Annotated in this window: 22 protein-coding genes and 2 pseudogenes; 17 read left to right on the plus strand and 7 right to left on the minus strand. The window is 40.2% G+C overall.

Annotation, left to right across the window (positions count from 1 at the left end):
• Window positions 1-203: 203 nt before the first annotated feature.
• On the plus strand, window positions 204-1,730 hold the full coding sequence (locus ACX27_RS20265) for a slipin family protein (RefSeq protein ID WP_083468920.1): 1,527 nt from the start codon (window positions 204-206) through the stop codon (window positions 1,728-1,730).
• Window positions 1,731-1,835: 105 nt separating this feature from the next.
• Here the strand turns inward: ACX27_RS20265 and ACX27_RS20270 are convergent, their stop codons facing one another.
• On the minus strand, window positions 1,836-2,405 hold the full coding sequence (locus ACX27_RS20270; protein WP_083468921.1) for a DUF3611 family protein: 570 nt from the start codon (window positions 2,403-2,405) through the stop codon (window positions 1,836-1,838).
• A 294-nt stretch (window positions 2,406-2,699) separates the two neighbouring features.
• Here ACX27_RS20270 and ACX27_RS20275 point away from each other — a divergent pair, with 294 nt between their 5' ends.
• The 10 genes from ACX27_RS20275 to ACX27_RS20325 all read left to right on the plus strand — a co-directional run bounded on the left by ACX27_RS20275 (window position 2,700) and on the right by ACX27_RS20325 (window position 11,305).
• A complete protein-coding gene (locus tag ACX27_RS20275) occupies window positions 2,700-4,049 on the plus strand; it encodes a histidine phosphatase family protein (protein WP_062295176.1) in 1,350 nt (449 codons plus the stop codon).
• Window positions 4,050-4,161: 112 nt separating this feature from the next.
• A complete protein-coding gene (locus ACX27_RS20280; protein ID WP_062295177.1) occupies window positions 4,162-5,436 on the plus strand; it encodes a dihydroorotase in 1,275 nt (424 codons plus the stop codon).
• A 303-nt stretch (window positions 5,437-5,739) separates the two neighbouring features.
• Entirely contained in the window at window positions 5,740-6,024 is a 285-nt protein-coding gene (locus ACX27_RS20285) for a hypothetical protein (RefSeq protein ID WP_062295178.1), read from the plus strand.
• A 585-nt stretch (window positions 6,025-6,609) separates the two neighbouring features.
• Window positions 6,610-6,861, plus strand: coding sequence for a hypothetical protein (locus ACX27_RS20290; protein ID WP_062295179.1), 252 nt, complete (start codon window positions 6,610-6,612; stop codon window positions 6,859-6,861).
• A 135-nt stretch (window positions 6,862-6,996) separates the two neighbouring features.
• Window positions 6,997-7,254, plus strand: a complete 258-nt coding sequence (locus ACX27_RS20295; RefSeq protein WP_062295180.1) for a hypothetical protein — start codon at window positions 6,997-6,999, stop codon at window positions 7,252-7,254.
• Window positions 7,255-7,363: 109 nt separating this feature from the next.
• Window positions 7,364-7,621 carry a hypothetical protein gene (locus tag ACX27_RS20300; RefSeq protein WP_062295181.1) on the plus strand — a complete coding sequence of 86 codons (258 nt, stop codon included), beginning with the start codon at window positions 7,364-7,366 and terminating at the stop codon, window positions 7,619-7,621.
• Window positions 7,622-7,716: 95 nt separating this feature from the next.
• A complete protein-coding gene (locus tag ACX27_RS20305) occupies window positions 7,717-7,962 on the plus strand; it encodes a hypothetical protein (protein WP_062295182.1) in 246 nt (81 codons plus the stop codon).
• A gap of 231 nt (window positions 7,963-8,193) precedes the next feature.
• Window positions 8,194-8,451: a hypothetical protein gene (locus tag ACX27_RS20310; protein ID WP_062298452.1), complete on the plus strand. Its 258-nt coding sequence runs from the start codon at window positions 8,194-8,196 to the stop codon at window positions 8,449-8,451.
• Between the two features lie 418 nt (window positions 8,452-8,869).
• Window positions 8,870-10,048 (plus strand): phosphotransferase, encoded by a 1,179-nt coding sequence (locus ACX27_RS20320; protein WP_062295184.1) that lies wholly within the window; start codon window positions 8,870-8,872, stop codon window positions 10,046-10,048.
• Window positions 10,049-10,198: 150 nt separating this feature from the next.
• On the plus strand, window positions 10,199-11,305 hold the full coding sequence (locus tag ACX27_RS20325) for a T3SS effector HopA1 family protein (protein ID WP_062295185.1): 1,107 nt from the start codon (window positions 10,199-10,201) through the stop codon (window positions 11,303-11,305).
• Window positions 11,306-11,510: 205 nt separating this feature from the next.
• On the opposite strand, the gene ACX27_RS20330 is transcribed toward ACX27_RS20325, so the two are convergent.
• The 3 genes from ACX27_RS20330 to ACX27_RS20340 all read right to left on the minus strand — a co-directional run bounded on the left by ACX27_RS20330 (window position 11,511) and on the right by ACX27_RS20340 (window position 17,010).
• Window positions 11,511-12,287: a peptidylprolyl isomerase gene (locus tag ACX27_RS20330; RefSeq protein ID WP_062295186.1), complete on the minus strand. Its 777-nt coding sequence runs from the start codon at window positions 12,285-12,287 to the stop codon at window positions 11,511-11,513.
• Between the two features lie 362 nt (window positions 12,288-12,649).
• On the minus strand, window positions 12,650-14,200 hold the full coding sequence (locus ACX27_RS20335) for a beta-barrel domain-containing protein (protein WP_062295187.1): 1,551 nt from the start codon (window positions 14,198-14,200) through the stop codon (window positions 12,650-12,652).
• A gap of 260 nt (window positions 14,201-14,460) precedes the next feature.
• Window positions 14,461-17,010 (minus strand): peptidase domain-containing ABC transporter, encoded by a 2,550-nt coding sequence (locus ACX27_RS20340; protein ID WP_470381961.1) that lies wholly within the window; start codon window positions 17,008-17,010, stop codon window positions 14,461-14,463.
• Between ACX27_RS20340 and ACX27_RS34095 the strand changes: the two genes are divergently transcribed.
• Genes ACX27_RS34095 through ACX27_RS34105 form a run of 4 tightly spaced genes read left to right on the plus strand, consistent with a single transcriptional unit; the run spans window position 17,003 to window position 17,778 of the window.
• The gene (locus ACX27_RS34095; protein ID WP_235526706.1) at window positions 17,003-17,173 is read left to right on the plus strand and encodes a tetratricopeptide repeat protein; all 171 of its coding nucleotides are present in this window, start codon (window positions 17,003-17,005) and stop codon (window positions 17,171-17,173) included. The two genes, ACX27_RS20340 and ACX27_RS34095, sit on opposite strands and share 8 nt — an antisense overlap.
• Window positions 17,145-17,231, plus strand: a complete 87-nt coding sequence (locus tag ACX27_RS31085) for a tetratricopeptide repeat protein (protein WP_235526685.1) — start codon at window positions 17,145-17,147, stop codon at window positions 17,229-17,231. Before ACX27_RS34095 ends, ACX27_RS31085 begins: the two co-directional genes overlap by 29 nt.
• Window positions 17,232-17,265: 34 nt before the next feature.
• Window positions 17,266-17,433 (plus strand): tetratricopeptide repeat protein, encoded by a 168-nt coding sequence (locus ACX27_RS34100; protein WP_235526285.1) that lies wholly within the window; start codon window positions 17,266-17,268, stop codon window positions 17,431-17,433.
• A 24-nt stretch (window positions 17,434-17,457) separates the two neighbouring features.
• Window positions 17,458-17,778, plus strand: a complete 321-nt coding sequence (locus ACX27_RS34105) for a tetratricopeptide repeat protein (RefSeq protein ID WP_235526286.1) — start codon at window positions 17,458-17,460, stop codon at window positions 17,776-17,778.
• Window positions 17,779-18,148: 370 nt separating this feature from the next.
• Here ACX27_RS34105 and ACX27_RS20350 read toward each other — a convergent pair whose 3' ends face one another.
• Entirely contained in the window at window positions 18,149-18,868 is a 720-nt protein-coding gene (locus tag ACX27_RS20350) for a Uma2 family endonuclease (protein WP_062295188.1), read from the minus strand.
• Here ACX27_RS20350 and ACX27_RS34940 point away from each other — a divergent pair.
• Complete coding sequence (locus ACX27_RS34940; RefSeq protein WP_256364348.1) at window positions 18,867-18,992, plus strand: hypothetical protein; 126 nt, start codon at window positions 18,867-18,869, stop codon at window positions 18,990-18,992. The two genes, ACX27_RS20350 and ACX27_RS34940, sit on opposite strands and share 2 nt — an antisense overlap.
• A gap of 18 nt (window positions 18,993-19,010) precedes the next feature.
• Here the strand turns inward: ACX27_RS34940 and ACX27_RS20355 are convergent.
• Window positions 19,011-19,645 (minus strand): annotated as a pseudogene (locus ACX27_RS20355) (Uma2 family endonuclease).
• A gap of 137 nt (window positions 19,646-19,782) precedes the next feature.
• On the opposite strand from ACX27_RS20355, the pseudogene recQ reads away from it, so the two are divergent.
• Window positions 19,783-21,939, plus strand: a pseudogene (gene recQ / locus ACX27_RS20360) (DNA helicase RecQ).
• Between the two features lie 82 nt (window positions 21,940-22,021).
• Here the strand turns inward: recQ and ACX27_RS32965 are convergent.
• The gene (locus tag ACX27_RS32965; RefSeq protein WP_190983689.1) at window positions 22,022-22,165 is read right to left on the minus strand and encodes a hypothetical protein; all 144 of its coding nucleotides are present in this window, start codon (window positions 22,163-22,165) and stop codon (window positions 22,022-22,024) included.
• Between the last annotated feature and the right edge of the window lie 242 nt (window positions 22,166-22,407).

The raw sequence follows: 22,407 nt of genomic DNA on the forward strand, positions 1-22,407 counted from the left end.
GAGTTTTGCATTAAGTCATTATTACATTTGCGGAGTTTAAAATTACAATGTAGTATATATACTACAAATGTTAAAAACTTATTAGCTCAATCCAAGTGTGTTCTAGGCAATTTTATACATCAACACACAAGTTGAACTACTAAATGTTTTTATTCAATCTGCTACAGGGGCGAAAACTCGCTCAGTTATCTATGCAAATTACTATGTGGAAAACTTTTTATATCAAACCTAACGAAATTGGTATCTTATATCACCGCAGTGATTTTAAGAAAATTTTGCAGCCCGGTACTTACACTTATTTTGGTAAGCATTGGCAAATTAAAACCTATGACCTCAACCAACCAGAAGCTAAGATTGACAACCTAGAACTATTGCTGCGAAATCATAGTTCTGAGTTACAGGAACATCTTGTAATTGTGAGAACTGGTTTTGGTCAAGCGGCTTTAGTCCACTGGGGGCAGAATTGGGTGAGCATTCCGCCTAATCAACTCCGGGCTTTTTGGCGTGGTTTTATTGAGGTAGAAACTCATCTGTTTAACTTGAATCAAAGTTTAGTGTTACCGGCGGAGTTTGTTCAACAATTACGCGGAATTGCTTTGAACGGAATCAAGAAATTTCTGATTTCTGAGTATGAGGTTGGTTTGCTGTATGTGCAGAATAACTTTGTACAGCCGCTAGAACCTGGGGAGTATGCTTTCTGGGCTGTTGATAGAGATGTGACGGTGCGGACTCTCAGCCGCATTTTGCCAAATCCTGATTTTCCTTTAGAGGATGTGCTGATTGAGCGACATCCTGAGTTTGTGGCGGCTTATTGTGAGGTAGTGCAGTTGCAGAATCAACAAATAGCGATCGCACGTTATCAAGGTAAAGTAATTTCTATCCTCAAGCCATGTAGCCGCAAACTATTTTGGCAAGGTGTAGAAATAGAAATCATTGACATCAACACCGAGGCGACATTACCACCGCGTTTAATTGCTGAGTTAGTTTCAGGTTTACCAGAAACTCTGGCGTTGAGCCGCAGCTTTTTGCATATCTGCGAAGTACCCCCACAACACCTTGGGTTACTGTACATCAATCAAGAGTTTCAAACTCAACTGCAACCAGGAAAGCACGTCTGGTGGCTATTCGGGCGTTCTCTGCAAACCGAAGTCTTTGACCTGCGTCAGCAAACTCTAGAAGTTTCTGGTCAAGACATTTTGTCTAAAGACAAAGTACCATTGCGCTTGAATTTAACTGCTGGTTTCCGCATCATCGACCCTCTGAGAGCCAAAAATGGTTTGTCAGATATTGTTGGTTACTTATATAAAGAAGCTCAGTTTGCTTTGCGTGGTGCAGTTGGCGAAAGAACCTTAGATGCGTTACTAGAAGATAAAGGCGCAATTGATAGAAGTATTTTTGAATACATCCGTCAAAAAACCGCCGACTATGGAATTGAAGTTGATTCAGTAGGGGTAAAAGATATTATCCTGCCTGGAGAAATTAAAACCATCTTGAGCAAAGTAGTAGAAGCGGAAAAAGCCGCCCAAGCTAACGTAGTGCGTCGGCGAGAAGAAACTGCTGCAACTCGTAGTATGTTAAATACTGCCAGAGTTATGGAAGATAACCCGGTTGCATTGCGGTTGAAAGAATTAGAAGTATTAGAGCGAATTGCTGAGAAGATTGAAAAAATTCAAGTTAATGGCAGCTTAGATAGCATCTTAACGGAATTGATTCGGATTAATCGGCAATAAAAGTTGTGGGGAAGGGTGTAAGGGTTGTGAATACCTTCACCCTACAAAGTTAGAGAATTTTTGACTTTTAACTTTTAACTTTTGACTTGATTCCTTTCCTCCGCTCTAATGCTTATGTACCCTTTCTAACAACCACAAAGAAGCGATCGCACCAACAAAGTGAGCAGTAATCCCGTTAATATTAGCTACGGCGACAAACACATCTAACGCCCGAATAATTTTATTGGGGTCTGTAATTGCTACCCCTGGTGGTTGGGAGATAGATTTGGCGACTAAAACGCCTAAAGTAGAGCCAGCACCTAAAAGAGTTAATAGTATTCCGACTAAACTAACAATTATGCCTAATCTGATAGCGGCGATTGTATCTGCCTTACTAGGGTGTAAAGCATGATTCGGATTTTCTAATCTTTTACCAAGGCGAGTATAGCGAAAGTCCCAGTATACGCTAAATAATAAAGCTACAATCCCACAGATTGCCCAAAATATCCCAACTCCCAAACCTGCATTTGGTTGGTCAGCAAAGCCACGCCCAGTTGAAGCAAACAACACAGCTATCCCAGAAACCACAGCCAGTCCTAGTTGTACCCAAAAAGTAATCCAGCCTGTCAAACGAATAGTGTTACCAATTGCGTGAAGCGATGGTACTAAGGTTCTTGCGTCTGTTTCTGTTTGCATATTAATGTCCATCTAACTTAAAAAGAAAGTCGGGATACTTCTTTTTCATGATTGATTGTGGGTTTTCCCATGATTGAATATTTTGCATTGCTGAGAAACTTCCCTTAGTTTCCAGCATATTTTGGCTTGATATTGGGATACGACCACCTAGAGATAGAACCATCAGCTATCTTAAGGATGACTCAATACAGGAATTTTATATGGACACTTGACAGTATCCAATCTATCTAAAAAGATTATTCTGCCAACACTTTAGAGTAAAATTAATCCTTTAGATAGAGGAGGGCAAAGCCGATGACTCGTGTCATCATTGTACGTCACGGTCAAAGTAGCTACAACGCCGAGCGGCGTATTCAAGGGCGCACAGATGCGTCAAAATTAACAGAAAAAGGTCGTAATGATGCCAGTAAAGTAGGCAAAGCCCTCAGCAATATTTCATTTCAGGCAATTTATTGCAGTCCTCTGCAACGAGCTAAACTCACAGCCGAGATTATTCAAAGTGAGTTAGCCAATACTCAAGAGTCTGCTGCTGTCCAAACTTCGGATAAGTTATTGGAAATTGATTTGCCCTTGTGGGAGACGATGTTAACTGCTGATGTTGAGCAGAAGTTTGCTGAAGACTATCGCATTTGGCATGAAAATCCTCACCAATTGGTGATGCAAATTCAAGATGCTGAGGGAACAAGAGAGCATTTTCCAGTTCTAGCTTTGTACGAACAAGCACAGCAATTTTGGCAAGCAACTTTGCCACAGCATCAAGGTAAAACGATTTTAATAGTTGGGCATAACGGGATTAATCGCGCCTTGATTAGCACTGCATTGGGTATTCCTCCCAGTCGTTATCATTCTATTCAGCAATCTAACTGTGGTGTGACTGTATTGAATTTCGCTGGCGGTTTGGGTGAACCAGTCCAACTAGAATCGATGAACCAGACGCAGCACATGGGGGAGGCTTTACCTTCATTGCGTCCACATCACCGAGGAGTGCGGTTGTTATTGGTGCGTCATGGCGAGACAGAGTGGAACCGTCAAACCAGATTTCAAGGACAAATTGATGTTCCTTTAAATGACAATGGCAGAAATCAAGCTCAAAAAGCAGGAGAATTTCTCAAGGATGTAGCCATTGACTTTGCTGTGAGTAGTTCTATGCAACGTCCGAAAGAAACAGCCGAGATTATATTAAGTCAGCATCCCAGCATTGAGTTAGACCTGCAAGATGGTTTGCGAGAAATTAGTCATGGCCTTTGGGAAGGGAAATTAGAGAAGGAAATTGAACAAGAATTTCCGGGAGAATTACACCGTTGGCGGACTGTGCCGGCTGAGGTACAAATGCCAGAAGGTGAGAATCTACAACAGGTGTGGGAACGTAGCGTTGTTGCGTGGCAATCTATTGTGCAAACCGCATTAGATAATCAACTCAAAACGGGATTAGTAGTGGCTCACGATGCGACTAATAAAACCTTGCTTTGTCATATTCTCGGTTTAACCGCAGAAAACTTTTGGAATTTCCGCCAAGGTAATGGCGCAGTTAGCGTAATTGACTATCCTAATGGACTCGATGGTTTTCCGGTATTACAAGCAATGAATATCACGGCTCATTTGGGTGGTGGTGTTCTCGATAAAACCGCAGCTGGAGCATTATAAAACAGGGAGGAGTCAAGAGTCAGAATTGAGGTAATAAATTAGGTGTGAATAGTCAAACCTAAATACTCATAACTCTTAACTCCTGACTTGTCACTCCCAAAGTATGATTTTTATGACTGAACTTTTACAACAAGTACGAGTAATTGATCCGGTTGCTGGCACTGACCAAATAGCAGATGTTTTGATAGCTGATGGTCATATTCAAGCTGTAGCTGCACAAATTTCGGAAATTGGTACTGATACTCAAGTTAGAGACTGTCAGGGATTAGTTTTAGGAACTGGGTTAGTAGATTTATATAGTCACTCTGGCGAACCAGGGTTTGAAGACAGAGAAACTTTATCTTCTTTGTTGCAAGCGGCTGCGGCTGGCGGCTTTACCAGAATTGGAATTTTACCGGATACATCTCCAGCTATTGATCATCCGGCGCTGGTGGCGCAGTTGCAGAAGATGAGAAGCGCATCTCCCCTGCTCCCCTGCTCCTCTGCTCCCCTGCTTAATATTTGGGGTGCAGTTACTTTAGATGTGGCGGGAAAGCAGATGACGGAGTTGGCTGATTTGGCGGCTGCGGGAGTGGTGGGTTTTACTGATAGTCATCCGTTGGATAATTTGGGGTTGGTGCGGCGAGTGCTGGAATATGTACAGCCGTTGGGTAAACCTGTAGCTTTTTGGCCTTGCGATCGCCAGCTTACCTCTAATGGGGTCATGCGTGAAGGGGTAGATGCGTTGCGTTTTGGTTTACCACCAGTTCCTGCCAGTGCCGAAACAACTGCGATCGCCTCTTTGTTAGAATTAGTGGCGGCGACTGGTAATTTGCAAGTTCATATTATGCGTGTCTCTACGGCGCGGAGTGTGGAATTAATCGCGGCTGCTAAGGCTGCTGGTTTACCCATCACCGCCAGCACTACTTGGATGCACTTGTTATTGGACACTACATCTATTCAAAGTTACGATACCAGTTTGCATTTAGCTCCGCCTTTGGGTAATCCTAGCGATTTAAAAGCTTTGCGTGAGGGTGTCCGCACGGGGGTAATTGATGCGATCGCGATCGACCACGCAGCTTATACTTATGAAGAAAAAGTCCAGGCTTTTGCCGAAGCACCAGCAGGAGCAGTTGGTTTAGAATTAGCTCTACCTTTGTTGTGGCAAAATCTGGTGGTAACTGGAGAATTTACAGCTTTAGAATTGTGGCAAGCTTTAAGCACTAATCCCGCAAAATGTTTGGCACAGGAATTAAGTACATTGACGGCTAATCAAAAGGCTGAATTAACTTTGTTTGATCCTTCGCAAACATGGAAAATAGAAAGGAAAAATTTACATACACTTTCGAGTAATACACCTTGGTTGGGGCAAGAATTACAAGGTAGGGTGTTACAAATTTGGTGTTGAATTAATTTTGGCAGTTTTGGCGATCGCGCGGATGGGTAGGTGTTTAAATAAACATCTCTCTTTTTTGTCCCTTTGTCTACCTTGTCTTCCTTGTTCACATACCAAACAGGACTGCTATACTCTAGACTTAACAACTTACACCACAATTAATTTTGAGCTTTTATAGACGGAACTCCTTGAATTGTGTCTAAAAAATCAGCTCAAAAATCTTGAATTTTTTTAATGTGTATACAGAATATAAGAGAGACATTTTAGATGTTGTGCAGCGTTAATTAATATCACCAGATTTGTGGAGGTAAAGAAATGGCAAGGATAACTATCTCAGACCTTTATCCTAGTAGTGATGAACAGTATATTACTGAACTAACTGCTGGAGAAGCCACAAAGGTGGAAGCAGGTGCAAGCTCAAGTTTTATCACAATTGACACGAACGACCTCATAAAAACGCAGCAAAATATTAATAGTATTCTGCGGGATGTGTCAGTAGAACTAGAACAAACAATTTCTAACTTGCAACAACAACAACAACAACCTAACAACCGCTATGGTCAAAGATCACGGTATGGAGGTTACTACACTGATTATTGATTTTGGGTGAATTGATATCAACATGCTAGTAGCTCATTTATTCTTGATGATCGTGTGCTATGACTTGTATTAGTCTGAAAGCGCACGATTTTCTGTTTCAATAATTAGCGCATTGATAAAAAATTGATAGACTTACAGCGTATTGTGGGTAAATGAAGCACAAGCTTAAAACCCAAAATCATGTAGAGATGTTACATATAAAGTCTCTATAAATATACAAACTGCTGTATATCCCCAACTTATTTGATAAGTTGGGGATTTTTTGTTGATAAATCATTTACTACCATTCTAAGCAGGTTTTAATTATTTATCGAAATATAATTCAAGAGCAATACAGCAGGCTTTAGCATTTATAATTTTTGAATTATGACTTGCTATGCAAATTATTCCTATTTCAGACAAGCCAATATATCTCACTAATATTCTTAATAGACGTAAGACATTTATTTATGTCTTTTGAATGGCATTTTCAGCGTTGACTTTTACAGTTTGCCTAAATAAAAATGGCAGTAACAGTTAAGCCAAACAAAGCTTAATTGCCTGCAAAAACTACTTGACGACAAGCAACTGTATTAGGAGTAAATAATGGCTAATATCACTCTTTCGGAATTAAATGCTGCTGGTTCTCAATTGTTCCAAGATTCCGAAAGCTTTTTGAATGACCTCAGCGATGTTGATGCGATCGCTGGTGGTTCTGGCTATGGCTATGGCTATGGTTACGACGGCTTTGGATTAAATAAGTTGATTGAAGGATTTGTTGATGTTTATGCTATTCAACATGTCTATGGCATAGCTAAATCCTTCAGCCACGGCGGCTACGGTGTCTCCGCCTATTAATAGCTTTGTAATTTACTACTAAGCTATCTTTCTGTAATTTACTACTAAGCTATCTTTCGCATTATAGTTAAGCGAAAGATAGCTTAAATCCCGGCACAAATTATCAAATGTCAGTAAGCTTTTGAGGATAAAATCATGGCAAATATCACTCTTTCGGAATTAAATGCTGCTGGTTCTCAATTGTTCCAAGATTCTGAAAGCTTTCTCAATGAACTAAGCGAAGTTGATGCGATCGCTACACATGGTGCTGATAGTAACTCTAATAGTTATATTAGCGACTTTTACGGATTCAATAAATTGATTGAAGGATTTGTTGATGTTTATGCTATTCAACATGTCTATGGCATAGCTAAATCCTTCAGCCACGGCGGCTACAGTAACTCTGCCTACTAATAGCGTTGTAATTTACTACTAAGCTATCTTTCGCATTATAGTTAAGCGAAAGATAGCTTAAATCCCGGCACAAATTATCAAATGTCAGCAAGCTTTTGAGGATAAAATCATGGCAAATATCACTCTTTCAGAATTAAATGCTGCTGGTTCTCAATTGTTCCAAGATTCTGAAAGCTTTCTCAATGAACTAAGCGAAGTTGATGCGATCGCTACACATGGTGCTGATAGTAACTCCAATAGTTATGTTAGCGACTTTTACGGATTCAATAAATTGATTGAAGGATTTGTTGGTGTCTATGCTATCCAACATATCTATGGCATAGCTAAATCCTTCAGCCACGGTGGCAACTATATCTCTGCTGCCTAGTAATAGCTTTGTAATTTACTACTAAGCTATCTTTCTCTCTTATGTGAAAGATAGCTTAAATCCCAGCACAAATTATCGCTTTTGAGGATAAAATCATGGCGAATATCACTCTTTCAGAATTAAATGCTGTTGGTTCTCAATTGTTCCAAGATTCTGAAAGCTTTCTCAATGAACTAAGCGAAGTTGATGCGATCGCTGCACATGGTGCTGATAGTAACTCCAATAGTTATATTAGCGACTTTTACGGATTCAATAAATTGATTGAAGGATTTGTTGATGTCTATGCTATTCAACATGTCTATGGCATAGCTAAATCCTTCAGCCACGGCGGCTACTACTAATAGCTTTGTAGTTAAATACTAATTCTCTGTAAAAATGTAATGTATCAGCCTGCATTTGATACTATCAGGTATTCATGTAGGTATGCAGGCTGTATTTCTCCAACTGAAGGCTGAAATAAAATACCACATCACAGAGAATTAATATGAGTCAGCACTCTAACAATGAAGTGCAGTTCAGCTTCATTACCTAAAAATAAACCTGATTCCAACCAAGTCTTTGAGGACAAAATTATGGCTAATATCACTCTTTCGGAACTAAATGTTGCTGGTTCTCAACTATTCCACGATTCTGAAAGCTTTCTTAATGATTTGAGTGATGTTGACATGAGTGCTGCATACGGTGGAAATAACCCTAATTCTTATGACTACGGTTATGGCTCTGATTCCTATATCAGTGTATTTAATAAACTGATTGAGGGATTTGTGGATGTCTATGCTATTCAGCATATTTTTAGCCTAGCTAAATCATTTAGTAAGTCTGATTACTAATAAGTTTATTTTACTACTCTGCTAGATGGCTCTCATGGATTGGAACGTAAAAATCAAATCCAAGAGAGTCAGCTATATCTGTTCTGGGAATGATGAAATGGCCAAGATTATCATTACTGATTTAAGTCCTCTTGACTTAGACAGCTACCTGACTGAAGTAAATGAACTAGATTCTCTATTTATATATGGTGGGGAATCGGAATTGCAGCAACTTCTGAATTTTGCTTATATATTCTTGAATTTTGTCCTATCTACTTATGCAATCTACAGTATTTCATCAATAGCAAAATCCTTCAAAATTCCTCATCCTAAATCTACCTATTCGGTGTTTAAGTTATTTTAATTGTTGCATCACAATTGAGACGGTGATCATAGAAATCATAGTTAATCTTTGCAAAAACTCTCCACATCTAAGACTATGGCATTTTTATTAAGCTCTCAAAATGTATTGGAATACTTGCTTACAGTTGGACTTTGTTCTCAAGCAGAACAGTCATTAACAAAGATTGAGTTAAAACCAGCGAAAAACTTTAACTTGTTAGTGACTTTACCCGATAATCGGCAACTTTTAGTGAAACAAGAGCGCCTGAATCGAGAAGGAAAAACGGCTGGAGAATTTGTTGACGAATGGAGAGTGCATCAGTTCTTACAAACTTTTCCAGAAATTAATCATCTTCACGCTTATTGTTCAGAAGCGGTGCATTTTGATGGAGAAAATTCCATCATTGCTTTTAATTATTTGACTAACTATCGAGATTTGGCTGATTTCTATCTCAAAGAAAATGTCTTTCCTACTGAGATTGCGAAAGTGATTGGTGCAACTTTGGCATCACTTCATCGTGCTACAATTGACCATCCAGAATATGAAGCATTCTTTCAAAAAACCGAGCAAGTATCGCCACTCAAAAATCCCAATCTAAATTTAGGACTAGATAGAATTACCCCAGAAATTTTTGGCATAGTTCCAAGTGAGGGATTGAAATTTTTTGCCTTATATCAACGTTACGATAGTTTGGGGCAGGCGATCGCAGAATTGAGCCGTTCTTACACCCGCTATTGTCTGACTCATCATGACCTAAAACTGAACAATCTACTTTTATCTTTAAATTGGGAAGAAGCTGTTGCAAATAACTCTTTCGCTGGTGAAAGTATAATTCGTTTGATTGACTGGGAACGCGGAGCTTGGGGAGATCCAGCTCATGATTTAGGAATGCTGATTTCCAGCTATTTGCAATTTTGGTTGTATAGTATGACAACTAGTAAGTCAATGGCTATTGAAGAGTCATTACGCCTTGCTACAACACCCTTAGAATTACTTCAGCCTTCGATTGCGGCGCTGATGTCAACTTATTTAGCTTATTTCCCAGAAATTTTGCAGCGTCGTCCAGATTTCTTAGAAAGAGTTGTGCAATTTTGCGGTTTAGCTTTAATTATCGCCATTCAAGCCGGACTCCAGCATGAAAAAACTTTTGGAAATGTTGGAATTTGTATGCTACAAGTCGCTAAGAGTTTGCTATGTAGTCCCCAAGCATCAATGAAAACAATTTTTGGTGTAGAAGCTTTAGAACTTTTACCGTCAAGCATATATCAGAATTAGCCATCTCTAGAGAAATAAGGGAAGTTGGGAGTAGGGAGTGGGGAGTAGGTTAAATACTTTTTTGATTCATGGTTGTAAACTTCTTCATCAAAACTGCTTCCTAACTCCCGAATTCTGACTTCTGAATTCTTCAATTACAGGTAAGCTTTTATGCAAATGCTAGATTCCGTCGCCACTCAACTTGCAGAAATGCCTGAGTCATTGCAGACATCGCTACAAGATATTATTTCTCAGATTGAAATTGAGTCTGATTATTGTATTAAGCATCCAAATTACAAACCATTGCAACTGCCAGAATCAGCAATTTCCCGCTTTCAGCAATTACCTGCGACGTTAAAAAAGAAATTCTTGAGTATGCAATTGCGAGGTTTTCTTTATGGCATTTATTACAATGGCTCTTTAAAAAGTTCTCTGGCTGCTAATACAGAGACTAACACTGTAGCTTTAAATCAGAATTTGGAAAATAATACTTTGCTTGGTGTGGATGTGGCTTTTTACGATCGCCTACACGAAAGCAATCAAGGCGATGGCTATTGGTATTACAATTGGCAGGTAGTCAAAGAAAACCTTGATCATACTTTGGCAGTTCAAAAAGATGGTTTAACTCTGCATATTGAACGCAGTCGTCATTTATTACCCCAGCATCAATCTGCTACTGTGGGTAAGTATGTTGCAATCAAAATGCCTAAAAATTTGGTACAGAATGGATTTTATATGGCGGTGGCGAACGCTGGAACTGCCACAAATCGAGAAAGATTGGTGCGTGTTTACTTTAATGTCACTCCCGAAGGTGCGGTTGCAGTTATGCAGACTTTGACTACGCAACTCAATTTTCTAGAGATTCCTTTCTCATTGAAAGCCTTATACAATCCTTCCGATTACGAACGTTACGATTCCGCAGTATTTTACTTTGATAAAAAAGATTATGAGGCAGTTCATCCAGTGTTAGAGAGGGTGTATGTCGAATGTCAGTCTTATTTTCAACCGGAAGTACCTTTATTTACTAAGTTTATGGCACCGGGGTTAGCGATCGCAGAAGAACCAAACCGCAGATTTGCTGAACAAGAAAGTTTTGGGACACATCGTTGTCAAATTATCGCTAATGGTTTGCTGGATGCTTGGGAGCAAGGTGATGAAACACCAGCCCATCGCCTCACAGCAATTCTCGAACAATTTTCCCTATTCCAAGTGGAATTACAACGCCCTTATTTAAATGCTAATTCTGCGGATATATATACACCTTTCTCTTTAGCGTAATTCTAAGATGATGTCTGAGAAAAATTAAATATTTCTCTAGATCCCCCCTAGCCTTAAAAAGGGGGTAATTTTCTTCAAGCCCCCCTTTTTAGGAGGATCTATTATTCTTAAATACAACACCAGAAAGTTTTCATACATCCTCTAATAACACTCTTCAAGAAATCCCCGAATTCTTTGAAAACTCGGGGATTTAAAAATTTCATAATTAAGCAGGTCTTGGTAAATTTTGGGATGTTGGAGAATTATTTGGGAGCTTTGTCACTATTTCTAAATTAGCAATTTGTTGTTGTAACCAGTTGCTAAAAAACTCTCCGATAATTTGCAGACGTAGTTGCTCATTTAATTGCGGTTGAATAATCTCCTCAACAGCAATTATATGCACTCCTTTGGGTGTGACAATTGGCTTAATAATTTGTGGCGGAGTCGCAGCAAACACAGCAGCAGCGATTTCTGGTCTTAAGTCGGCGCGGGTGCGGATTCCTTGATAACCTCCAGCCCGACGAATTTCAGGATTTTCGATATATTGACGGGCAATTTCTTGAAAACTGATTTCATCTTCTTGCAGTGCATAAAATATCTCTAATGCTAAGTCTTCATCATCAAAAATGACTTCATAAATTGCTGCGGCATAATATTCAAATTGACGAGCATAAAAATAAGGCTCGACTTTTTCAGCAAATAAATGATTCGCTAATTTTGTAGATAAAATATTGGCTTTAGCGATTTCTTCAAAATCATCTAAAGAAAGATGATATCTTTCTAGCCAAGCCCAAGTGTCTTCCGCTCTGAGGAGTTTATTGGCCAAACGCATACTATCTGCGGCTTGTTGTAGTTCTTCAACTTCGACGGTAATTCCAAGTTTTTCGACTGTTTCAGCAATAATTTTCTGAGTGGCGATCGCATCTAATATACTAGGAACTTGACAAGACAATTTGATGTATTCAATAATGTCTTCCACAGCAATATTTAATAGCTTTGCCATAATTAATTCCTCCACTAATTCTGATTAGTGTTTTATGGGGCGTATCGAAGTTAATCGCATATCTATATATGTTGGCTAGCAAGAGTATTTCTTATCTCTATCTAGTGGAAGTTTCGCCTGCTAATTAATATTTTCTGTTAGACATAAAAATTCAGATACCCGACTTCTTGAAGAAGTCGGGTATCTAAATGTCACACATAAAATGAAAAGTAAAATTAGGGCAGACTATCAAAGCCTACCCTATTAAAAATCAAGATACATGATTTTATAGCAATACTAAATCCTCTCTGCCTTGTCTCCCTTGTTTTCCTTATCTCCCTTATCCCTTTTATTCACATTTCAAAACAAAGGAGCCATAATCATTACAGTTCTAATCCGCCTTTTTGCAATTTCTTAAATGGATCTAAGATAAAGTCGATGACACGACGCTGACGAATAATTACTTCAGCATTTGCTGTTTGACCAGGTGTTAAGATAATGCGTTTATCACCAGCTTGGATATAGTTTTTATCTAAGACAATATCCAATTCATAGGTTTCGATAGTGGCTTTGCCTTCGCTATCAGTTTGGATTTTCGAGCTAGGTGAAATCCAATGAACGCGCCCTTGGACAACTCCATAATCTTGGAAGGGATAAGCATCAAATTTGACTTTGACAGGCATACCGACTTTCAAGAAGCCACTTTGTTGACTGGGCATTTGGGCTTTGATAATCAACTCACTATTCTTAGGTGCTATTTGGGCGACGATTTGTCCGGCTTCGACTACGGGGCCTGGTTTGGTGACTGGTAATTCAAAGATTGTGCCATCAATTGGCGATCGCACTACACGCTGCTGTAATTGCAGTTTGAGTGAGGTAATCTGACTCTTGGTTTGGGCAATTTCTGATTGCAGGGTAGTAATTTGGTTCTGCATATCTTTGAGTTGTTCTTGGCTTTTCAGCAGCGCCAGTCTCCCGGCTTGCACTACGCCTTGATAGCTACTTTGCTGTTCTTCTAGGCGCAGTTTGGCTTGCTGAATATCTGCCCAAGCTTGACTCATAATGGATTGATAGCGGGTAACTTCCTCCTTTAAACTTAATTCTGATTGTGTGAGTTCGGCGCTTGCTTGTTCTCGCAAGCGTTGACTTTCTTCGGCAATTTTTTCTAATTCCACTACTTTAACTTGCGCGATCGCACCTTCGTTTAAAAGTTGACGATAGCGGTCAACTTCTGATACATCTCGATTAAAACGACTGTGAGCTAATTTTTGGTCAATCCGTGTGGAATTAATTTTCTGTCTAGCCTGTTCTACAGTGGCGAGTTTTTCTAGTCTTTGCAGGTTATAGCTGCTGATTTTAGCATCGAGATTTTGTTGTGCTTGGTTAACTTGGGCAACTTTTTCTAAGGCTTGGGCTTGGTTTTGTTGTTCTTGAATGTTAATCGCCAGCATCAGTTGATTTTTGAGTAATTCCAACTGTGATAGCCGAGTGTTTAACCCTTCTAGTTTCGTTTGTGTTTGTTGCAAATCTGTTTGCAACACATCCGAGTCTAACTGCATCAAAACCTGTCCAGCTTTCACCGTCGCGCCTTCTTGGACATTGACGGCTTTGACTGCACCTGTAACCGGAACGCCCAATTTTTGCGTTGCACCTTTGGGTTCTAAACGTCCTCTAGCAGAGCCTGTTTCGTCTACTTTAGCGAGCATTGTCCAAGGGATCACAATGGCTGCAAAGGCGACTAGCAAGTACAACATTGAACGTGTCCAGAGCTTGGGTAAAGCATCTAAAAGTTCTTCTGTACCGTAATACCAATCATTAATTTCAGTTGTCTTGATTGATTCATCGACAACTACATCAGAATCATCAAACTGGCGAAGTTCATTTTGCTGTGGTTGAGTAAGTATGGATGAGAAATCGGAATAAGAATTTGGCATAGGTAATTCAACAGTTTACTGTTGACTGTTAACTGTTCATGTGCAAATTTCCCAGATGCTCAATTTGATTTAGGACTTATAAAGGTCAGGATTTGTTTAGATTGGGTGTAGGGGTATAGGGGTGTGGGGTGTAGGAGAAGAGTACTAATTTATAACTATTTCATGGTCGTTTTTATTCTTTCCCTTATACCCCTAACCCCTTACACCGCTATACCCCTACAGACTTCATGATCAGTCTTTCACTGAACAAGAGATAAGTCCTATGTTTGCGCCAGTTGTTGCTGGTTGAGATAAAAATAATGACCTTTTCTGGCAATTAATTCGTCGTGAGTGCCACTTTCAACTAATAAGCCGCGATCTAATACCAGAATTAAGTCTGCGTGACGCACGGTGGAAAGGCGATGAGCAATGATTAAACTTGTGCGTCCTTTGAGGATGGTTGTCAGGTTATTTTGAATGATGCGTTCAGATTCAGCGTCGAGGTGACTGGTGGCTTCATCTAATAATAATAAACGCGGATTACCTAATAAAGCACGAGCGATCGCAATTCTTTGTCGCTGTCCACCAGATAACATGCCGCCACCTTCACCAATTTGAGTTTCGTAACCCATTGGTAACTGTTTAATGAAGTCATCTGCACCTGCTAAACGCGCCGCTTGGATAATTTCTTCTAAGTTAGCTTCGGGGTGAGCAATGCTGATATTTTCGCGGATTGTCCCGCCGAATAAAAAGGTGTCTTGATCAACAACTCCAATTTGAGAACGCAGCGATCGCAAAGATATACTAGTCACATCGTGAGCGTCAACTAAAACTTTACCATCTGTCGGCGGATATAACCCCAAAATCAATTTAGATAAGGTAGTTTTGCCCGAACCACTCCGCCCTACTACAGCCACGGTTTGTTGGGGTTTAATTTCAAAACTGAGATTTTCTAAGACATTAATATCACTATCTGGATGATAGCGAAAGGTGACATTTTCAAACTTAATATGTCCTTGCAATCTGGATAAAGTCTGCCGGGGATGGTGTTGTAAATCTTCTTCTGGTTCGGCTTCTAAAACATCATTAATGCGCTCAGTCGCAATCATTACTTCTTGTACTTGATTCCACAACACCACCAATCTTTGAAAAGGGCGAATAATATTACCCAAAAGCATATTAAAAGCTACTAATTGCCCGATTGTCAGTTGATGTTGAATTACCAATGATGCCCCAAACCACAATAAACCTGTACTAACCACGGTTTCAATTGTGGCACTAAAAATTTGCAGTTGATTGCCGACAATTTGCCCGCTAAATGTCTTTTTAATCAAATTATTCAAGAGTTCTTCCCAATGCCAACGAACTGTTTGCTCAATGGACATCGAGCGAATTGAACGAATCCCCGTGAGAGATTGAATTAAATAACTGTTTTCGTTGGCAGTGGCGGTAAATACTTCACGACTAATGCGGCGGAGAAAAGGTGTAGCCACCAGCGCCAACAGCATAAACGGTGGGACAATACATAAGCTGAGTAAAGCCATTGATGGGCTGTACCAAAACATCAACCCGACATAAATAAATACTGTCAGTAAGTCTAAAGTGATTGATAAAGCTTCTCCAGTCAAAAAACGCTGAATTTTTTGATTTTCTTGGACGCGAGAAACAATATCACCAACATAACGTGATTCAAAAAATGCCAGAGGTAAACGAAAGGTATGTTTGATAAATCCTACCAATAAAGATAAGCTAATCCGATTGGCTGTGTGGTCTAAAAGATATTGTCGCAGTCCATTGATAGCAACGCGGAATAATCCAAAAATCAGTAACCCTAAACCCACAGCATTTAATGTCAGGTTGCTTCCTTGAACAATGACTCTATCTAAAAGTAACTGCGTAAATAAAGGTGTCACTAATCCAAATACCTGAATAAATACCGAAGCAGTGAACACTTCTAACAGCACTCGCCAATGGGGTTTAACTAAATCAAAAAACTGCCAAAATTGCAGATTTTCTTCTTCAGTTTCTTTGAGTAAAGTTGTGGGTTGGAGTAATAAAGCGTAACCAGTCCATCCAGCTTTAAATTCGCCGACTGTCAGAGTGCGTTGCCCGATCGCCGGATCACCAATAATTACCCTTTTTTTGGTAATCTCATAAACAACTACGTAATGCTTACCTTCCCAATGGGCGATCGCAGGTAGAGTTTGTTGTGCCAGTTTATCTAAACTCGCTTTCACCGGACGAGTCGCAAAACCCACACTCTCAGCAGCAGCTGTCAAACCTCTCAGGGAAGCACCACCACGACTCACATTCGCTAACTCTCGCAGTCGATTAATACTTAAACGCTTACCCCAATAGCGACTCACCATCACCAAGCAAGCTGCACCACAATCTGCGGCACTTTGTTGTTCAAAAAAAGGATACCGCTTCGTCAATTTTCCCCACACATGAGTTGCCCGCACCTTCGGGTTAGGAAAATAAGCTTGACGCTGCTTCTTGGGCTTCGGCGGTGATAGGGACTGAGAAATTCCTTCTCCCCTACCCCCTGCCCCCTGCCCCCTGCCTTCCTCTTCCCTCCTGCCTGCTGTACCGGCAAAGCGGTGACGTTGTACAATCTGGCAGATATTTACGCCGACAAAGGGGAAGTGGATGAAGCGATCGCACTTTTCAATCAGTCTTTGGAAATATTTGAACGTATTGGTGATGTCCGAGGCAAAGCAGCGACGTTGCACCAACTGGGAATGATCTACGCTAACAAAGGGGAAGTGGATTAAGCGATCACAGTTTTCAATCAGTCTTTGGAAATAACTGAACGCATTGGTAATGTTCAAGGCAAAGCGGCGACGTTGCACTGTCTGGAATATCTACGCCAACAAAGGGGAAGTGGATGAAGCGATCGCACTCTACAATCAGTCTTTGGAAATAATTGAACGCATTGGTGAATGTCCAAGGCAAAGCGACGACGTTGTACCAACTGGGATATATCTACGCTAATAAAGGGGAAGTAGAACAAGCGATAGCCTTCTACAATCAGTCGTTGGAAATAGATTGAACGCATTGGTGATGTCCAAGGCAAAGCGACGACGTTGTACCAACTGGGATATATCTACGCCAATAAAGGGGAAGTGGAGGAAGCGATCGCACTTTTTAATCAGTCTTTGCAAATATTTGAAGGCGTTGGTGATGCCCAAGGCAAAGCGGCGACGTTGAACAATCGGGGAAATCTCTACGCCAACAAAGGGGAAGTGGATTAAGCGATCGCATTTTTCAATCAGTCTTTGGAAATAAATGAACGCATTGGTAATGTCCAAGGCAAAGCGGCAGCTTTGCACGAACTGGGATATATCTACGCCAACAAAGGGGAAGTGGATGAAGCGATCGCACTTTTCAATCGGTCTTTGGAAATTACTGAACGCATTGGTAATGTCCAAGGCAAAGCAATTACTCTGGGGTGGTTAGGAGGTTTGGCAGAACAGCAGGGTGAATACACTAAAGCGATATCCTATTTGCAACCAGCTTTAGAGATTTTGCAGCGACTACAGTCACCGGATGCTGAAAGTGTGCGGGCGATTCTTGAGAGGGTGATGGGGAATTCTTGAAGATTTTTGTCTCACGCAAAGGCGCGGAGGCGCAGAGAGGAAGGTGAGTGTGTGGTTTGAGTAAATGGAAGTTGCTGTAATGAGTTTTTGATACTCGTGAATGAGTGTTTTATCTTCGTGGACGAGTGTTTAATACTCATGCGAGAGTGTTTGATACTCGCGGGAGAGTGTTTGATATTCGCGGGAGAGTGTTTGATATTCGTGAATGAGTCTTTGATACTCGTGGACGAGTCTTTGATATTCGCGGGAGAGTGTTTAATACTCGTGGGCGAGTGTTTGATATTCGCAGGAGAGTGTTTAATACTCGTGAATGAGTCTTTGAACTCCATTAATGAATCTTTGAGCTTCGTTGATGAATCTTGACGGCAATTTAGGTGAGAGAATCAGGATCTACGCCGAGCGATCTTAATCTTTCTCGTAATAATTGCGCTTGTTGCTGTGCTTGTTGCGCTTGTTGTTGAGCTTGCTGTGCTTGTTGTTGAGCTTGCTGTGCTTGTTCTTCTGGTGTTAAAAGCCTTTGTCCTTCTTGGTTATACCAATACATCCACTCGCGGGGAATACCAAGATAAGTCCCCTGTTCTATACCAATTCCTAAACCAATTTCTGGTAGCCAAACTGGATTACCATCATGTAATTCATAAGCATGATTAACTAATTTATAAACTTCTAACCGTGGCTTGCGGCGGCGAAATGGGTTGTAAACCACGTAATACAAAATCCCTAACTTGGCGTACTCTGCTTTTTTAGTTGAGTATTCACCACGATATGTCTGAGATACTACTTCCAGAACTAATAATGGTAGTTTCTTCTCTTCCCAAAGCACATAACTGGGGCGGAGGTTTTGATCATAAAATCTCTCTACGCCCAGACTCAGGAATCCATCTGGGACGATCGCTGGTAAATCTGGATCATAATAAATACCCATATCTACGCCAAAAAACCAATCCATGCGTTCTGGCCAAGCCATCGCCAAAAGGACTTTGAGTAAACCGGGAATTAAATCTTGTAATTCATTATCCACGGGGGTATCGTCAGAGTCTGGTAATTCCTCAGATGAAGGCAAACAAGCTAATGGATTGTAATTTAGCATGATTGATATCCCGTTCCTCAGTTATGAGTACATCTTTATTTTATTCATGAAAGAATCAGGATTGATGCGAAGCGATCGCACTGAAATATTTTTGTCTCACGTAAAAGTGAAAAACCGCGAATAATCAATCTTTAATTAGAACTTACGCATCTTGTTCAAATTGGTCAATGGCTTCGATATCATCAGAAATCTGAACGCATTGTTCTAATAAAGCAATATTGAGTTCAGGTAATATTTCACTTGCAGTAATTTGTTCGTAACCGTGGGTATCTAAAAACTGCGATGGTGTTTCTTCGCGTAAATGATAAAGTTTGAGTTGATTAAATTGCCAAGTCCAAACCTCGGCTACTCCTAAACGTTGGTAAATTTTTAACTTATCCAGGCTACCACTCGTAATATTTACCTCTATAGCTAAGTCTGGAATATTTTTTTTCTCACCAATGGCGTAGCATTCATCAGGTTCAACTCCAGCTTGTTTGAGTTGTTTTTTAACAGTGGAACTTCCCATTGGGCTGAAGCGGATTCGCTTTAAGTAGAGATAGCGTTCTATTAAAATAGCTAAACGTTTTTTTTTATATTTTCATGCCTGATAGACGGTGACACAATTTCTAATATTCCATCTATATAAGTGATACGGTAATGAGAGTTATCTTCTAGTTTGGCTAGTAATGCTTCATACATTTGCCAGCTTACGCCAGTAGTGGTAAATTTTTCCTCTGGGTCATCAATTTGAGATAACTCTGGCTCGTTTAAAAGTTCTGTCAGGCTACTGACCATAATTTGATTTCTCCTAGTAAGGTTTTGCTGGGGTCATGCCTGTACATATTTTAATTCACACCACAGACAGGATTTTATGCTTTTATAATCTTGTTATCTACTACCTACGCAGAATGCAGCCAAAAAAAGCGATCGCTATGCTTCAGTATCCCAATCTCGAACAGGCGCTAAAATATCACTTCGGTTATGATAATTTCCGTCCTGGACAGCGAAAAATTATCGAAGATGCGCTACAAAATCGAGATTTGCTGGTAGTTATGCCCACTGGTGGCGGTAAGTCTTTGTGTTTTCAGTTACCAGCGTTGATCAAAAAGGGATTGACGGTGGTGGTATCGCCGTTAATTGCGTTGATGCAAGACCAAGTGGAAGCACTGCGAAATAATAATATTAGCGCCACGTTTCTCAATAGTAGTTTGAATCCTTATCAGGTGCGATCGCGGGAAGAAGCCATTCTTAACGGTAAGGTAAGATTACTCTATGTCGCCCCGGAACGGCTGATGAGTGAAAGGTTTTTGCCTTTTCTCGATTTAGTACATCACCAAGTCGGGATTTCTACCTTTGCCATTGATGAAGCGCACTGTGTTTCGGAGTGGGGACATGATTTTCGTCCAGAATACCGTCAGTTGCGCTCATTGCGATCGCGTTATCCCAATGTCCCGACAATTGCGCTAACCGCCACAGCTACCGAACGTGTGCGTTCTGATATCATTCAACAAATTGGTTTAAGGCAACCTAGTATTCACATTGCGAGTTTTAATCGCCAAAATCTTTATTACGAAGTCCGCCCTAAAACTAAATATGCTTACGCAGAATTATTAGAATTAATTCGAGAAACTGAAGGCGCAGCATTGTTTATTGTTTAACTCGCAAAAAAAGTTGATGAATTAACGTTTAAACTGCAAAATGATAAAGTTTCAGTTTTGCCTTATCATGCGGGATTAACTGACGAAGAACGCAGCAATAATCAAACGCGATTTATTCGAGATGATGCGCGGGTGATGGTGGCGACTATTGCTTTTGGGATGGGAATTAATAAACCCGATGTCCGGCTAGTAATTCATTTTGATATTCCCCGCAATTTAGAAAGCTACTATCAAGAATCTGGGCGGGCGGGGAGAGATGGTGAACCATCACGCTGTACAATCTTTTTTAGTTTTGGTGATATTAAAACTATTGAATGGAGTATTAATCAAAAAACCGATGCTCAAGAACAGTTGATTGCTAAACAACAACTGCGACAAATGATTGATTATGCTGAGGGGACAGATTGTCGGCGGACAATTCAACTCAGTTATTTTGGCGAAAGGTTTCTGGGAAATTGCGCTAACTGTGACAATTGTCGTCATCCCAAACCTGTGGAAGATTGGACAATTGAAGCGATGAAGTTTTTATCTTGTGTGGCGCGTTGCAAAGAAAGATTTGGAATGCTACATATTATTGATGTGTTGCGGGGGGCAAAAAATCAGAAGATTACCCAATACGAACACGACAAATTATCTACTTATGGTATTGGTAAAGATAGAAGTGTGGAAGAATGGCGAATGTTAGGGCGATCGCTATTACATCAAGGTTTACTTGAACAAACTAGTGATGGTTACTCTGTTTTAAAATTAAACGCCCACAGTTGGGAAGTGATGCGACGACAGCGCAAAGTCGAAATTGCTGTGTCTGCAACCCAAAAATTAAGTTTAATCGAAGATAGTCCCAAAGCTGCTGAGACTGAAGAACTATTATATAAGTTGCGATCGCTGCGTAAGCAATTGGCTGATGAACAATCTGTTCCACCTTATGTCATCTTTCATGACTCGACATTAAAATTGATGGCACAGGTACAGCCTAAAACCTTAGTTGAATTTGGCAAGTTGTCTGGTGTAGGGAGTCATAAACTTGCCCAATATGGCGAAAAATTCTTAGCTGAAATTCGGTCTTACCGTGATGCGAAAAATTCAGTTAGTTCTGATGTTGAGGTGCTACCTTCAGTCAGCTTAATTTCGGGGACTGAATTACAAACACTGCATTTACATCAACAAGGTTTAAGTGTCGCTGAAATTGCCAAACATCGCAAACTTAGCCCAGCTACAATTGTTGGTCATTTAGCAAGATTAATCGAGAAAAATCAGCCTGTAGACTTATATCAAATAGTACCTTTAGAACATCACCAAAAAATATGGCAAGTGCTAGAAGTTCTCGGTGATATTCCTCTCACACCCCTGAAAGAACAACTGGGTACAGCTTATACTTTTGATGAAATTCGCTTAGTCAAAGAAAAATGGCGACAAGAAAAGCGTAAATAAATTTTTAGCGATCGCACCAACTCAACAGATATTATTCCATGTTTCTCTCCAGAGCGATCGCCCGACAGCAGCAATCAGGATTTTAGGAAATTTCCGAACTAGACACAGGTTGAGTCGCTACTTTAGCTTCAGTTTTGTCAGTCAAAATCACAGACAACAGCTTTGGCAACATCAAACAAGCCACAGTATTTACCAGTGTCAGCAATAAACCATCTGTAAAGCTCATGTATATGCCCCTTTTTGCAAAATTTTGTTTGCTATTTATCTAGTGTGAAACATATTTTGTCAAATGAACTACATTAGTCCTTTTGATTTTCTTCTCATTTCCATAAGCTAGTTCAATATTTAGTTTTGTAAATTTTTTTTCTATACTGAATATCCCACGGTGAATAGCTTTGTGCCTACGCTGTTCTAATACTGTAAAATAAAAAATAAAAAAACTCACGCCAGTCTAAATAATTCAGGAAA

It is taken from the genome of Nostoc piscinale CENA21, from assembly GCF_001298445.1.
Lineage (GTDB): Bacteria > Cyanobacteriota > Cyanobacteriia > Cyanobacteriales > Nostocaceae > Nostoc_B > Nostoc_B piscinale_A.